The sequence below is a fragment of the Acinetobacter uliginosus genome, assembly GCF_044130295.1.
Classification (GTDB): Bacteria; Pseudomonadota; Gammaproteobacteria; order Pseudomonadales; family Moraxellaceae; genus Acinetobacter.
Window position 1 is genome coordinate 38,305 of sequence record NZ_JBIQOC010000029.1, and the last position, 13,019, is coordinate 51,323.

Here is a 13,019-nt window from a genome sequence, read left to right on the forward strand (position 1 = left end):
ATCATCGTGGAGTAAAAGCAGTTATTCTCCGAAAAGCCAAGCGTAAAGTTCAGCGTATATTTGATCGTTGTATGTATAAATGGCGGCATTTCATCGAAAATTACTTTGAAAATTGAAAGAATTCAAACGTATTGCCATGCGTAGTGATAAAATAGACTCAAATTTTGCCGCCATGATTTATATTTGTGTGAGCGTAATTAACTCTCGTTCATTCTCAACACACCTTAAATTAGCTTGTAGATGTATTATTAAAAAAATCGAGTAACTCAGAGTATTGAAAATCTCCTAAATCTACTCCATTTTGCGCACGTATTCGAACAGATGATAGTTGTGCTTCCTGCTCACCAATGATGATCAGATAAGGTATTTTTTGTAGCGTATTTTCACGGATTTTATAGTTCAATTTCGTTTGACTTAAATCTAATGTTGCCCTAAAGCCATACTTTTTAAGCGAGTCTTGGACGTGTTTGGCGTAATCATGTTGTGCATCTGTAATTGGTAAAATTGCGATTTGAACCGGTGCAAGCCAAAATGGGAAATGTCCCACATAGTGTTCAATTAAAATACCAATAAAGCGTTCAAAAGATCCAAATAAAGCCCGATGTAACATCACAGGTCGTTGTTTTTGATTATTTTCATCAATGTAATGAATATCAAAACGTTCTGGTAAATTTAAATCAACCTGAATCGTCCCGCATTGCCATTCACGACCAATAGCATCTTTTAAGGTAAATTCAAGTTTGGGACCATAAAATGCACCTTCACCGATATTTAAGGTATAAGGGATATCAAGCTGTTCAAGAGATTGTTTTAGTGTATTTTCTAAAAAATCCCAAATTTCATCTTTACCGACACGATGATCAGGACGTGTGGATAATTTGATCGAAATTTCATTGAAACCAAATTGTTCATAAATTTTATAAATGAGAGCAATCGTATCTTTACATTCAGATAAAAGCTGGCTGTCAGTGCAAAAAATATGGGCATCATCTTGGGTAAAATGGCGAACGCGCATTAATCCATGTAAAGAGCCAGATGGCTCATAGCGATGAACTTTACCAAATTCTGCCATGCGTAACGGTAAGTCTCTATAACTTCTTAATTCATGTGCATATAGACAAACTGCGCCAGGACAACTCATTGGCTTAAGCGCGTAACTCCGCTGATCTTTAGTGACTGTGGTAAACATGTGCTGCTGATAGTTTTGCCAGTGTCCCGAAATTTCCCAAAGCTCACGATCCATGACATCGGGAGTATTAACTTCAATATAACCCGCATCATCTTGTTGCTGGCGTAAATAATCTGTCAATAACTGAAATAATTTCCAGCCTTTCGCATGCCAGAATACGGCACCAGGTGCTTTATCATCAAAATGTAGCAAATCAAGTTGCTGTGCTAATTTACGATGATCTCGTTTTGCTGCTTCTTCAACTTGCTTTAAATGTTTTTTTAATTGTTTTTGGTCAGCCCAACATGTGACATAAATTCGTTGCAACATAGGGTTTGTAGAGTCGCCTTGCCAATATGCACCAGAAACATGAGTCACTTTAAAATGTTCTAAAAATTCAGTATTTGGAACAAGTGGACATAAGTAAACATCAGAGAAATCATTATTTTGATGAAAATATAATGTGCTTAAATCACTCATATTTTTTAAGTGTTGATATTTAAAATCAGAATTTTGCTGTTTAAAAAAATCAGCGGCTTGATCGGACGTAATCTTTTCTGTGCGTATATCTAAATGTTGTTGTACCCACTCATGCATTTTCAGTTCAATTTGTTGCAAATCATCCTGATTAAAGGATGGAGTATCGGCGAAGTCACAATAAATACCATAATCAGTAATCTTATATTCTACGGGGTGAGCAGAAGGGTATAACTGATGGACAGCCTGTGCCAATAGATAAGCATAGGAGTGTCGTAGTAGATTTAAATGATTGTCATCGTTCAGACTGAAAAGTTCGATGTGACAGTCATGCTGGATAACATAGTGTAAATCAACGAAATGAGCGTCAACTTTAGCGAGAAAAGCTTTTTTATAGCTTTGAATTTTGAAACGAGACAAAACCTCAGAAATCGCCATGGATTGTTCGAGTTGAAAATGGTGAGTTGAACCAAGAAAATTAAACTGGATATTCATATAGAGTCATCTAAATACGGGTAAGGCTATTGCAGATTAGCGGTCAATTTCTAAAGCTTGACCCTGACAGTTAAGATAAGGTTGCTGTTGATGCCATGCGAGTTGACCAGAAATGATGGTTGTATCCACCAGATGGCGGAATGTTTTCTTTTGGAAGGGTGTCCAGCCGCAACGCATATAATTGGTTTGTTCAGCTACAGATTGTTTTTGATGATTTTCACGGATGAGGACTAAATCTGCCCAATAACCTTCACGGATATAACCTCGATCTTTAATGCGGAATAAATCAGCAACCTGATGTGAGGTTTTTCTTACCAGTGTTTCAATCGATAGTTTTTGATCTGCCACTAATTCTAATAATGCAGGTAATGCATGTTGAACTAGAGGTAAGCCTGAAGGGGCATTAAAATAAGATTGTTGTTTTTCTTGCCATGTATGCGGTGCATGATCTGTACCAATAATATCAAGACGATGGCTATTAGAAACTGCCTCAATAAGCGCCTGTTTGTCATTGCTAGTCTTAATAGCTGGATTACATTTTATTAAATGGCCTAAATCAGCATAATCAGATTCATCAAAAGTTAAGTGATGTATACATACTTCAGCAGTAATATGCTTTTTGTCCAATGGCAAATTTTTAAATAAGCAAAGTTCTTTTGCTGTTGTCAGATGTAGCACATGTAACTGTGTACCGAATTTTTCAGCGAGTGATACGGCTAACCGCGAGCTTTCAAAACAGGCTTGTTTATCCCTGATTTTAGGATGTAGGTATGCAGGGACATCTTCGCCATATTGATCACGATAAAACGCTTCCAGTTGTTTAATCCGTGGCGTGGATTCGCAATGTGTTAATAAAATAGTGGGTACATTAGCAAATAAGCGTTCTAAAATCTTTGGATCATCAACCAGCATATTACCCGTTGATGCTCCCATAAAGACTTTAACACCGCTGACCAATTTAGGATCAAGTGCTTCAACAATCTCTAAATTTTGTGCACTTACACCAAAGTGAAATGCATAATTGGCTATGCTATGTTGGGCTGCAATTCCTTTTTTATAGTGTAGTGCAGTTAAGTCCAATGTAGGAGGATTGGTATTTGGCATATCCATGATACTGGTAATTCCACCTATCGCAGCTGCCAAAGACTCTGAGACAAAACGCCCTTTTTGTGGTGAGCCTGGGTCACGGAAATGGACTTGATCATCAATCATGCCTGGGAGTAACCATGCTCCATCAGCCTCGATGCTTTTGGCATTGTAGATACCCGTTATATTAGATTGGATTTTACTAATACGACCTTGCTGAATGAGCACATCACAAATTTGTTGCTGCCCCTCATTAACCATATTCGCATTACGTATAATTAGATTGGGGAGTTGTCTAAAATTCATTTTGTAATGCCTTATAACCTTGTACCAACTCAATATTGGTGCTCACCACACTTTCAGAAAATTCACTGATAGAAATATCGATTGGAGGGTACTGACTTAAGTCCGTTCGAGCATTGATATAACTCATCGCAGGTACATAAAATGATTCAGGCAAATCGCGACCATCGACCACTGCATTATGACGGATGGCACTATGATCACCGACTTTACAGTTGAATAAGACGCTGTTAAAGCCGACAAATACGCGGTTACCAATCACACATGGACCATGAACAATCGAACGATGGGCGATGGATGAGTTTTTTCCAATTGTGACTTGTGCACCTGCTTTTGAATGAATGACAACACCATCTTGGATATTTGAATTTTCACCGATAATGATGGGTTGCATGTCGCCATTTTCATCTACTTCATCTGCACGGATCACTGCATAAGGACCGACAAATACGTTAGCTTCAATGATGACTTTTCCACAGATAATTGCGGTTTGATCAATATAAGCGGATTGGTCAATGATAGGGAGATGACCAGTTGGATTTTTACGAATCATGGTAATGTCTTCGATGTTGTATAAATTGGCTAAATGATGGGCTGAGTTAAAATTGTGGCGTGTTGTTTGTTTAATCCAAGATAAAAACAATTGGGACGATCAGTGTGGCAGGCGGGTCCAGTCTGTTCGACCAAAAAGAGAATGCTGTCACCGTCGCAATCAAGTCTGGCTTCAATGAGTTTTTGACGATGTCCTGAACTTTCGCCTTTTCGCCATAAGCGCTGCCGCGAGCGAGACCAATAGCAAACCTGTCTTGTATTCAGGGTTTCAAGTAGTGCATCACGGTTAATCCAAGCAAGCATTAAGACATCTTTACTCTGTATATCTTGTGCGATTGCAGTGATTAATCCATCCTTGTTCCAGGGAATGGCATCAATAATGCTTGCCAGTTCATAACATTGCCCCATCTTTCCTTGTTCGATGTCTAGAAAAATTGTCGAACTTACCATTGCCATGAACCCTGCGCGACTGCATCGTGGGCATGTAAGCTTTCAGCATGGATGACTTTAAAGTTAAATCCTGCAATACCTGAGTAGTTGACAAATGCGTGGTATAAGCGGCGTAAAGCATCTTCACAGAACATTAAATTTTGACCATTTGCTAATGCGAATGCCTGCTCATCTACACGTTTGACAGCAGTCTGAACGGGTGTTGCCAAGGCTTGTTCTGCATGGGAAATGAATTGTCGAATTGGAATAGACTGTAAGCAAGGGTCTAATTTAAAACGTAGCTGAGCAAAACTTCTTTGGCTGTGTGGTGTTGCTACAATCGCGTCTGTTGTACCTAACCACGCCATGACATCATCCGTGTTTTGTGGATTTATTTTTTTTGTATCAACGGCATCTTGAAAGCTTTTTTGAATGAGGTCTCGTGCCAAAGCCGCAGAACAAGGACAGGTTGAAGAATAGGTGATTTCTATTGCTAATTCAGCTTCAAAAGTATGCTCATTTAACTGACAGCATAAGCTGAAGGGATAGCTTTTCCAGCCCGATAGTACACTGATTAAAGCAGGTTGTTCTAAGTTAAACTCCGCTTGAATATCAAGGCGGGCTTGTTGAGAGAGCTCAGTATGACTTGCTAAGAAATCCTGAAGTGTTTGATAAATGTGATTTAAAGTTAGGTCAGGCAGTGAATGGAGCTCCAGCAGTCGAGTATACAGTCTAGACATATGGATGCCTTTGGCCTGAGGATCATCTAAGCTGACATAGGCATTTACTTTACTGGCACACAGTGTGTTTTGAATTTGAATGGGCAAAGCAATATTTTCCATTCCGACCCAATCAAGAGGATAGGTATGTGTGTGAAGAAAAGGCGCAGACGAGATATCTGGGAGTTGCGAGGCATTCATATTGGAAAGCAAGTATTATATGTTATGTTATAACATAACATATAATGAGTATTGTTTCTAGTCCGGCCTTGATAAGAACCGATAAATACTCAATTTTCTATTTTATTTTTTGGAATTTCTACAATATCCAAATAAGATTAGAGAATGTCCTGTGAGTTGGAAATCATGATTTTCTGCAATACTTGTAAGTAATTTTTCAATTTCTTCATTCTTAAACTCAATGATTTGGTTTGTTTTTTGACATACAAGATGATCGTGGGAAGTATCTTGTTTTATTTCAAATAGGGCATGATTATGATCAAAGTTATGGCGTTGAATAATACCTGCCATTTCAAATTGAGTTAAGACACGATAAACCGTCGCTAGTCCAACATCTTCATCTTGTTCTAAGAGTTTTTTATAAATATCCTCTGCACTCAGATGGTGAGGACTTGAGTTTTCTAATATTTCTAAAATTTTTATTCGCGGAAGAGTGACTTTTAGTCCTGCTTTTCTCAGGTCTTGATTGCTAATCGCCATATATAATCCGTATTTGATAAGGATAGGGAGGAATGTAAATTTTGAGGAAGAACTTTTAAACTCATAAGCTATGTTATAACATAACAATATTAATGGTAAACTTATTAAAATTGCCAAGACGACATTTAGAGTTGCGAGATTGTAATAACTGAATATGAAGCATTTTTTAATTATAGGGTTACTTTTTTGTCTTTCAGCATGTAGTCAAAAACAAACAGGGCAATTGATTTACTCATCGAATGCCTCGGGGAAATATGCCACAAAAAAACATAAATCTGTACTATCAAATCGATTATTCAAGAAAATTGCACCAATTTCTTATCAGCATTGGCTATCTCAGCCTTTAAATAAAGATCAAGTTCTTCGTTATAAAGAGTTTTTAAAAAATAATAACTTACACAGTGTCATACCTGAGTTTGAGTTATTTCAAACTGCGAGAGATTGGCAAAATTGCAATGCATCCGAATATGAAATTCCATCTCAAGAAATTTGGAGCAATATTATTCCGACCTTAAAAATTTTGAAGGAATTGGTTGATGTCAAAGTGATTGATGATTTTACAGTCACTTCTGTCTACCGTAACTCTGCCTTAAACCGTTGTGCGAGTGGTGCTGATTCTTCAAGGCATGTTTTTAATGCAGCACTCGATTTTCGAATTGGTTCTGAACAACCCACGCCAGAAGAATCTGGAGTGATTCAGCAAACAAAAACTAAATTGTGTCAATTTTGGGTCGAAAAGGGAGTCACTTTAAATATGGGACTTGGTATTTATACTTCTGGGCAAATTCATATTGATAGTGCTGGATATCGTACATGGGGACCAGATCATAAAAGTACCTCATCACCTTGTATCACTCAGCTTTTGTCCAATCAGAATAATAAAGGAACACGAGATGAATGAATTAAAACTCAGTGTTGTGCAGCAAAGAGTGTTAACAATTTTGCAGAATGAGCAGAAGGCAATGAGCGCCTATGCTTTATTAGAAAAGGCAAAATCTTTCGGATTGCAATCTCCAGTACAGATTTATCGTATTCTAAAAAAATTATCAGGCTATGGACTGATACTTAAACTCGATACATTGAACAAATATTTAGCGTATGAATTGAGGAAGAAGCAAAGCTATTTGCTCGTCACGATTTGTACAGAATGTCAGGCAGTACAAATCGTTGATTCACCTCAGTTTGCTCACGCCATCGAACAGTCAATTTTCCCTCAAAATTTTAACTCTAAACATCATTATTTAGAGCTCGCAGGTCAATGTGCTTTATGTTTTTCCAAACATAACAGCCCTTTATTAACATAAAAGTGAGAAAGTCAATGGATCATCCTTTAGCCATCCCAGCAAAATTACCTGTAACTGTGCTGTCAGGATTCCTCGGTGCAGGTAAAACGACATTACTCAACCATATTTTAAATAACCGTGAAGGCCGTCGTATTGCTGTCATTGTCAATGATATGTCGGAGGTGAATATTGATGCTGCTTTAGTACGAGAGGGCGGTGCAGAACTTTCTCGTACAGATGAAAAGCTGGTCGAGATGAGCAATGGCTGCATTTGCTGTACGTTGCGTGAAGATTTATTGGTTGAGGTTCGTCGCCTTGCACAAGAGCATCGTTTTGATCAATTGGTCATTGAGTCAACAGGAATTTCTGAGCCATTACCTGTAGCAGAAACCTTTACTTTTGAAGATGAAAATGGTGTGTCACTGAATGAGTTTGCGCGACTTGATACCATGGTGACGGTTGTAGATGCCTTTAATTTTTTAAAAGATTACAGCTCGTATGATAGTCTGCAACAACGTGGAGAATCATTGGGTGAACAAGATGAGCGTACAGTCGTTGACTTGCTGATTGATCAAATTGAATTTTGTGATGTCATCATCTTAAATAAAGTGGATCTGATCAATGAAGAAGAAAAGCAACGTTTATTTGCAATTTTAAATAAGCTCAATCCACGCGCAAAAATTGAAATTTCTGAATTTGGTCAAGTCGATTTAGATAAGCTTTTAAACACGGGACTTTTTGATTTTAATGAAGCTTCTCAAGCTTCAGGCTGGCTGAAAGAATTGCGTGGTGAACACACGCCTGAAACAGAAGAATATGGAATTAAAAGTTTTGTATATCGTGCCAGACGTCCATTTCATCCACAACGCTTTTATGATTTTATCAATTCAGAATGGCAAGGTGTAGTCCGTTCTAAAGGCTTTTTCTGGCTGGCATCAAACCCTGAATTTGCTGCTTCTTGGTCACAAGCGGGTGCGATGGCTAGACATGGTGTTGCAGGCTATTGGTGGGCAACGGTTCCTGACGAGCATTGGCCAGAGGATCAGCAAAGCCGTGATGAAATCATCAAAAATTGGGATGAGCGTACTGGCGATGCACGACAGGAAATTGTACTGATTGGGATGGATATGGATGAGCATAGTTTAATCCAACAGTTTGACCAATGTTTACTGACGGATGAGGAAATGGCTGGGGGACCTGAGCAGTGGAAGCTGATGCTTAACCCATTTCCCGATTGGGAAAATTTAGGCCAATCTTTAGATCATTGATTTGAATGTGTAACTGACTCTTTTGTTTGAATAAGTGAGCAAAAGAGTTTGTTATCTAAAATATGAAATATTTTGAGGATGTCTCTGGTTTTAGTCTAAGTCTTTATCACTCTGACAGTACAAGTCATATAGGGTCTGCATGATTTTTAATATTCGTATATCACTTAATTGATAAAAAATCTGCTTACCTTCACGACGTGTTGATACTATTTTACTTTTTCTCAGTACAGTCAGTTGTTGTGACAAGGTCGGCTGGTAAACCCCAGCAGATATTTCAATTTTTTGAACATTCAATTCACCATCAACTAAGACACATAAAATTTTAAGACGATCAGGATTGGATAAGACTTTTAAGCAATCAGTCACAAGATTGACTTTGGAAAAGTCTATTTTTAATTCATTGTTATTCATAAATTTATCCTAAAATTCACCTTATTCTATAAAAAAGTAAAGTAACACTTGAATATAGTATATAATTATATATTATTAATAAATATATTGTTTGGTGTGTTTTGTATGTTATGCATGACGATCTAATTTCCTTTACTGGTGGATTGTCGAGATGCGAAACCAGCGTGATTCAGGACTGAGTATGCCAAAGCTGATCCTACCTTTCATTCAGATCAATATGAAAGGTGGACAGTTCCCAATGCCAGAAGAGAATGGGGTTTCTTATTTAAAACTTCCACTCAATTACTTTAAATAGGCATTTTTTCAAGATTAAACAAAAAGGTTTGTCGTTGTTTAATTGCTTTAGTAAATAGAGGAACAGTGGCTATGTGGGTATTGATACTTGAAGGGCTGGCCATCGGCGGGTTATTGGGTTTAACCGGTGCTGGTGGTGGTATTCTGGCTGTACCGGCACTGATGGCGAGTCAGGGTTGGACTGTTGCACAGGCTGCACCTGTAGGCTTGCTTGCAGTCACTTTGTCTGCATTCGTTGGAACGTTCGAAGGTTTATTCAAGCGTATTGTACGTTATCGTGCTGCACTCTGGATCGCCTTAATCAGTATTCCTTCAGCCCGTTATGGCGTGCATTTAGCCGATATAGTTTCTCCAGTCTGGTTGACGCTGGCTTTCAGCCTAGTGATGCTGATTGTGGCTTACCGGATATTCTTTAACAAAGTCAATGACTATGAAAATCCACCGTGTAAAGTCAATCAAACGACCGGTCGCCTGATCTGGAATTTGAAAACTGCCTCGTTCCTCGCCGGTATTGGTGTAGTTGCTGGTTTATTAACTGGCCTGCTTGGGGTTGGTGGTGGTTTTGTAATTGTTCCAGCGCTGCGTAAATTCACAGACCTCGATATGCGTAGTATCGTTGCGACTTCCCTGATGATTATCTTCCTGATTGGCAGTGTCAGTATTTCTGCCCACGTTCTGGATGGCTTTCAATATCCTGTTTCGGTTACGCTGACTTTTGTTCTGGCTTGTATCATTGGGATGCTCATTGGGCGTAGTTTGATACCTTTGATAAAGAGTAATCAAATCCAAAAGGTTTTTGCCACGACCGTGATTGGGGTGGCAATCTATTTAATCTATTCAGCACTCATAGGCTAGTCCTGTGCATTGTATGGATAAAGAATGCATGAGTTGATGTATGACTACATGATCTGTCATCTGAATGAATATCAAACAGGTGTAGAGTCTAAAATGAATTTAGCAAATGGGCTGTTTGCAATAGTGTGATCGTTGTAACAGTGCTGGAATGAGAGTTTATAACAAAGTGCTTTTAAGTTGCTGATCTGGCATTTATAACAGATGAGGCTGATTTTGATGAGTGAGGAAGAGTAGAAATGATGAAAACGGCAGAGCAAATGATCCTGAATGCGAAAAGACGGATTCAGGAAGTGAGTGTAGATGACTTACTTGAAGCCATGAAAAATCATAAAACCATTCTGATTGATGTTCGGGAACCGGATGAATTTCAGGCGGCAGCGATAGACCGTGCAGTGAACTATCCTCGTGGTGTTTTAGAAATGAGGATTCACCAGCATCCTTTGGCGAGCCATCATTGCGATACCCTACAGGCACTGGAACATCTTAAAGATCAGCCGATCTATTTGATCTGTGGTACAGGCGGCCGTTCGGCACTGGCTACAGATACTTTGCAGAATATGGGTTTTACTCAGGTTAAATCCGTTCAAGGGGGATTTCAAGCATGGCTAGAGCAGGGCTATCCGGTACAAAAATAATCTATTGAATAAGCAAAACCTTATTGTTGATTGTTTAGTTTGAGAGAAAGTCATGAAATACAAAGAATTAACCCAGAATATTTCAGGTAATTTAAGAACGCTCAGTCAGGATTCACCTGATTTAATGAAAAGTTTCAATCAATTATCCCAGATCGCAATGCATGATGGTGTGATTGATCCCAAAACCAAGGAATTGATTGCATTGGCGATTGGTGTGGCTGCACGTTGTGATGGTTGTATCGGTTTTCATGTCAGAACCCTGGTCAAAATGGGCATGACCCTGCAGGAGCTGGAGGAAGTTCTGGGTGTTGCGGTGTATATGGGCGGTGGACCTTCATTGATGTATGCTGCAAATGCCCTGGAAGCATTTAAAGAGTTTTCCAACTGATTGGATAGTGGCGTAAATGGAGGGATGAAATGAGTCAGCACTGGAATGAATTGTATACCCAGACGCAGGACCTATACGGCACAGCAGCAAACCTGTTTATCCAGGAAATTGCGCGGAAAATCCGGATTGAAGGTAAAACACTGGCAATTGCTGAAGGAGAAGGAAGGAATATCCTGTACTTGGCTGAGCAGGCAAGACAGGATAATTATCCTTTTTCGGCAGAAGTTTGGGATTATTCCGATGTTGCTTTGAAGCATCTGTCCAGCAAAGCCGAAGCCACAGGGATAAATCTTGAACTCCGACATGTTGATTTAACAGCAGCTAAATGGCCATCCGAGCGTTATCAAAACGTGATTTGTGTATTTGGTCATTTCGATACAGAAACGCAAACAAAGGTTTTAGAAGGCATAAGAAAATCTTTGCTAAACGGTGGATGGTTTATCGGTGAGCTGTATTCAAAGGAGCAGATCAACTATAAAACTGGTGGCCCTAAAAATATCGAATATTTATACGATCCGTGGGATATTTTGCAGGTTTTCAAGCAGGATCATATCCATCTTTTTTATGTTGGAGAGCAAGAAAGACAGGAGGGAAAATTACATTGCGGTAAATGTCATGTTATTCAATTTGCAATACAAGTGATGAAGTAAAAACAAGTGAATTATTAAATGTGATGCAAATATTCAGCATTGCAGTACTTTAAAAAGAGGTTTTATTATGTCAAATCGGTTCAAAAATAAAGTTGCCCTAGTTACTGGTGCGGGTTCTGGAATTGGGAAAAGCACAGCTATGCTTTTAGCGAAGCAGGGTGCAAGTGTTGTAGTATCGGATATTAACTTTGAAGCAGCACAAAAAGTTGCTGAGGAAATTGTATCTTTAGGCGGTAAAGCGGCTGCGAATAAAGCCAATACGGCTGAACCTGAAGACATGAAAGCAGCAGTTGAATTTTCAGTCAGCACCTATGGTGCGCTTCATTTAGCTTTTAACAACGCTGGAATATTGGGTGACGTTCAGCCAATTGCAGATTTAAGTATTGAAGCTTGGCGTCGTGTGATTGATATTAATTTGAATGCGGTCTTTTATGGCTTACATTATCAAATCCCTGCAATATTGGCAGCCGGCGGTGGTGCGATTGTGAATACAGCATCAATTTTAGGTTTAGTTGGGACTGAAAATATTTCTGGTTATGTTGCAGCTAAGCATGGTGTAACCGGGCTTACTAAAACGGCTTCGCTAGAATATGCTGAAAAGGGTATTCGTATTAATTCAGTACATCCAGGTTATATTAAAACGCCTTTAATTAGTGAGTTTGATGAAGCTGAACTGATAAAATTACACCCAGTTGGTCGTTTAGGAAATCCTGAAGAAGTTGCTCAGGTCGTTGCTTTCTTACTCTCTGATGATGCATCCTTTGTAACGGGCAGCCAGTATGTGGTAGATGGCTCCTATACTTCACAATAAGTTAATTTTAGGAAAGACCTTCACCTGATTGAGAAGGTTTTTCCTTTTAAAATTTATATAGAATAGGACTTACGCACTATTACTTATAGATTCTCTGTGGTAGCAGATGATTTTTATCGAGAATAAAGTCATCAATGAAGTTTTTGATAATTGGTCTAAATAATTTCTTCTGCCAACGATATATATTTTCAAAGATCCGCTCAAACTGGTTCTTTTGTATCTCAACGTAGGCCATCAAGGCTGAAAAAATATGATTCAAAATCAGTTTAGATCGTCTTACTTGAAACTTTTCAATATGACAAACCTGTTTAATCACCCGGTGATATTGCTCTATTTTCCAATGACTTGAATGTAATTCATGAAAACCTTCAAAGGACAATAAATCATCTTCATCTTGATGCACAATATAAAACCTCTGCTGTTCTTTTAACTGAGTCTTAAATAATTGTACAAAGCCAAAATCTTTGAGCCAGAC

16 protein-coding genes and 1 pseudogene are annotated in these 13,019 nt (G+C 38.6%); 9 read left to right on the plus strand and 8 right to left on the minus strand.

The genetic code is table 11. The annotated features are described in order from the left end of the window. Window positions 1-229: 229 nt before the first annotated feature. The 6 genes from thrS to fur all read right to left on the minus strand — a co-directional run bounded on the left by thrS (window position 230) and on the right by fur (window position 5,949). Window positions 230-2,140: a threonine--tRNA ligase gene (gene thrS, locus ACE01T_RS07630; RefSeq protein WP_086197113.1), complete on the minus strand. Its 1,911-nt coding sequence runs from the start codon at window positions 2,138-2,140 to the stop codon at window positions 230-232. Window positions 2,141-2,176: 36 nt separating this feature from the next. Continuing rightward, window positions 2,177-3,532, minus strand: coding sequence for a dihydroorotase (locus tag ACE01T_RS07635; protein ID WP_180044070.1), 1,356 nt, complete (start codon window positions 3,530-3,532; stop codon window positions 2,177-2,179). Beyond that, a complete protein-coding gene (locus ACE01T_RS07640; RefSeq protein ID WP_166171516.1) occupies window positions 3,522-4,082 on the minus strand; it encodes a gamma carbonic anhydrase family protein in 561 nt (186 codons plus the stop codon). Before ACE01T_RS07640 ends, ACE01T_RS07635 begins: the two co-directional genes overlap by 11 nt. A 29-nt stretch (window positions 4,083-4,111) precedes the next feature. Beyond that, complete coding sequence (gene hisI / locus ACE01T_RS07645; RefSeq protein WP_180044072.1) at window positions 4,112-4,531, minus strand: phosphoribosyl-AMP cyclohydrolase; 420 nt, start codon at window positions 4,529-4,531, stop codon at window positions 4,112-4,114. Further along, entirely contained in the window at window positions 4,525-5,430 is a 906-nt protein-coding gene (gene folE2, locus ACE01T_RS07650; RefSeq protein ID WP_180044074.1) for a GTP cyclohydrolase FolE2, read from the minus strand. The genes hisI and folE2 overlap by 7 nt, the downstream gene beginning before the upstream one ends. A 102-nt stretch (window positions 5,431-5,532) precedes the next feature. Next, complete coding sequence (gene fur, locus ACE01T_RS07655) at window positions 5,533-5,949, minus strand: ferric iron uptake transcriptional regulator (protein WP_395519054.1); 417 nt, start codon at window positions 5,947-5,949, stop codon at window positions 5,533-5,535. 154 nt (window positions 5,950-6,103) lie between these two features. Between fur and ACE01T_RS07660 the strand changes: the two genes are divergently transcribed. The 3 genes from ACE01T_RS07660 to zigA are packed head-to-tail and all read left to right on the plus strand — an operon-like array spanning window position 6,104 to window position 8,500. Further along, window positions 6,104-6,850 (plus strand): D-Ala-D-Ala carboxypeptidase family metallohydrolase, encoded by a 747-nt coding sequence (locus tag ACE01T_RS07660; protein WP_086197107.1) that lies wholly within the window; start codon window positions 6,104-6,106, stop codon window positions 6,848-6,850. Then, window positions 6,843-7,253 carry a Fur family transcriptional regulator gene (locus ACE01T_RS07665; RefSeq protein WP_086197106.1) on the plus strand — a complete coding sequence of 137 codons (411 nt, stop codon included), beginning with the start codon at window positions 6,843-6,845 and terminating at the stop codon, window positions 7,251-7,253. The genes ACE01T_RS07660 and ACE01T_RS07665 overlap by 8 nt, the downstream gene beginning before the upstream one ends. Before the next feature lie 14 nt (window positions 7,254-7,267). Next, on the plus strand, window positions 7,268-8,500 hold the full coding sequence (gene zigA, locus ACE01T_RS07670; RefSeq protein WP_086197105.1) for a zinc metallochaperone GTPase ZigA: 1,233 nt from the start codon (window positions 7,268-7,270) through the stop codon (window positions 8,498-8,500). A gap of 90 nt (window positions 8,501-8,590) precedes the next feature. Here zigA and ACE01T_RS07675 read toward each other — a convergent pair whose 3' ends face one another. Beyond that, complete coding sequence (locus ACE01T_RS07675) at window positions 8,591-8,911, minus strand: ArsR/SmtB family transcription factor (RefSeq protein ID WP_086197104.1); 321 nt, start codon at window positions 8,909-8,911, stop codon at window positions 8,591-8,593. Window positions 8,912-9,056: 145 nt separating this feature from the next. On the opposite strand from ACE01T_RS07675, the pseudogene ACE01T_RS07680 reads away from it, so the two are divergent. The 6 genes and pseudogenes from ACE01T_RS07680 to ACE01T_RS07705 form a co-directional block, all read left to right on the plus strand. After that, window positions 9,057-9,206: pseudogene (locus ACE01T_RS07680) on the plus strand (MBL fold metallo-hydrolase); the annotation flags it as partial. Between the two features lie 71 nt (window positions 9,207-9,277). Further along, entirely contained in the window at window positions 9,278-10,060 is a 783-nt protein-coding gene (locus ACE01T_RS07685) for a sulfite exporter TauE/SafE family protein (protein ID WP_086197103.1), read from the plus strand. A 239-nt stretch (window positions 10,061-10,299) separates the two neighbouring features. Next, the gene (locus ACE01T_RS07690; RefSeq protein WP_086197165.1) at window positions 10,300-10,695 is read left to right on the plus strand and encodes a rhodanese-like domain-containing protein; all 396 of its coding nucleotides are present in this window, start codon (window positions 10,300-10,302) and stop codon (window positions 10,693-10,695) included. Between the two features lie 52 nt (window positions 10,696-10,747). Beyond that, complete coding sequence (locus tag ACE01T_RS07695; protein ID WP_086197102.1) at window positions 10,748-11,083, plus strand: carboxymuconolactone decarboxylase family protein; 336 nt, start codon at window positions 10,748-10,750, stop codon at window positions 11,081-11,083. A gap of 29 nt (window positions 11,084-11,112) precedes the next feature. After that, a complete protein-coding gene (locus tag ACE01T_RS07700; RefSeq protein WP_180082290.1) occupies window positions 11,113-11,733 on the plus strand; it encodes a class I SAM-dependent methyltransferase in 621 nt (206 codons plus the stop codon). Between the two features lie 67 nt (window positions 11,734-11,800). Beyond that, window positions 11,801-12,544, plus strand: coding sequence for an SDR family NAD(P)-dependent oxidoreductase (locus ACE01T_RS07705; protein WP_086197164.1), 744 nt, complete (start codon window positions 11,801-11,803; stop codon window positions 12,542-12,544). A 79-nt stretch (window positions 12,545-12,623) separates the two neighbouring features. Here ACE01T_RS07705 and ACE01T_RS07710 read toward each other — a convergent pair. Beyond that, window positions 12,624-13,019: transposase (locus ACE01T_RS07710; protein ID WP_257060014.1), on the minus strand; the 396-nt coding region annotated here is incomplete at its 5' end.

Excerpts from the sequence above, each read along its gene's own strand:
- ACE01T_RS07690 (WP_086197165.1), top strand. The coding sequence starts at position 10,300 with ATGAAAACGGCAGAGCAAATGATCCTGAATGCGAAAAGACGGATTCAG.
- fur (WP_395519054.1), bottom strand. The coding sequence starts at position 5,949 with ATGGCGATTAGCAATCAAGACCTGAGAAAAGCAGGACTAAAAGTCACT.
- ACE01T_RS07675 (WP_086197104.1), bottom strand. The coding sequence starts at position 8,911 with ATGAATAACAATGAATTAAAAATAGACTTTTCCAAAGTCAATCTTGTG.
- hisI (WP_180044072.1), bottom strand. The coding sequence starts at position 4,531 with ATGGTAAGTTCGACAATTTTTCTAGACATCGAACAAGGAAAGATGGGG.
- folE2 (WP_180044074.1), bottom strand. The coding sequence starts at position 5,430 with ATGAATGCCTCGCAACTCCCAGATATCTCGTCTGCGCCTTTTCTTCAC.
- ACE01T_RS07635 (WP_180044070.1), bottom strand. The coding sequence starts at position 3,532 with ATGAATTTTAGACAACTCCCCAATCTAATTATACGTAATGCGAATATG.
- thrS (WP_086197113.1), bottom strand. The coding sequence starts at position 2,140 with ATGAATATCCAGTTTAATTTTCTTGGTTCAACTCACCATTTTCAACTC.
- ACE01T_RS07640 (WP_166171516.1), bottom strand. The coding sequence starts at position 4,082 with ATGATTCGTAAAAATCCAACTGGTCATCTCCCTATCATTGACCAATCC.
- zigA (WP_086197105.1), top strand. The coding sequence starts at position 7,268 with ATGGATCATCCTTTAGCCATCCCAGCAAAATTACCTGTAACTGTGCTG.
- ACE01T_RS07700 (WP_180082290.1), top strand. The coding sequence starts at position 11,113 with ATGAGTCAGCACTGGAATGAATTGTATACCCAGACGCAGGACCTATAC.
- ACE01T_RS07665 (WP_086197106.1), top strand. The coding sequence starts at position 6,843 with ATGAATGAATTAAAACTCAGTGTTGTGCAGCAAAGAGTGTTAACAATT.
- ACE01T_RS07705 (WP_086197164.1), top strand. The coding sequence starts at position 11,801 with ATGTCAAATCGGTTCAAAAATAAAGTTGCCCTAGTTACTGGTGCGGGT.
- ACE01T_RS07695 (WP_086197102.1), top strand. The coding sequence starts at position 10,748 with ATGAAATACAAAGAATTAACCCAGAATATTTCAGGTAATTTAAGAACG.
- ACE01T_RS07685 (WP_086197103.1), top strand. The coding sequence starts at position 9,278 with ATGTGGGTATTGATACTTGAAGGGCTGGCCATCGGCGGGTTATTGGGT.
- ACE01T_RS07660 (WP_086197107.1), top strand. The coding sequence starts at position 6,104 with ATGAAGCATTTTTTAATTATAGGGTTACTTTTTTGTCTTTCAGCATGT.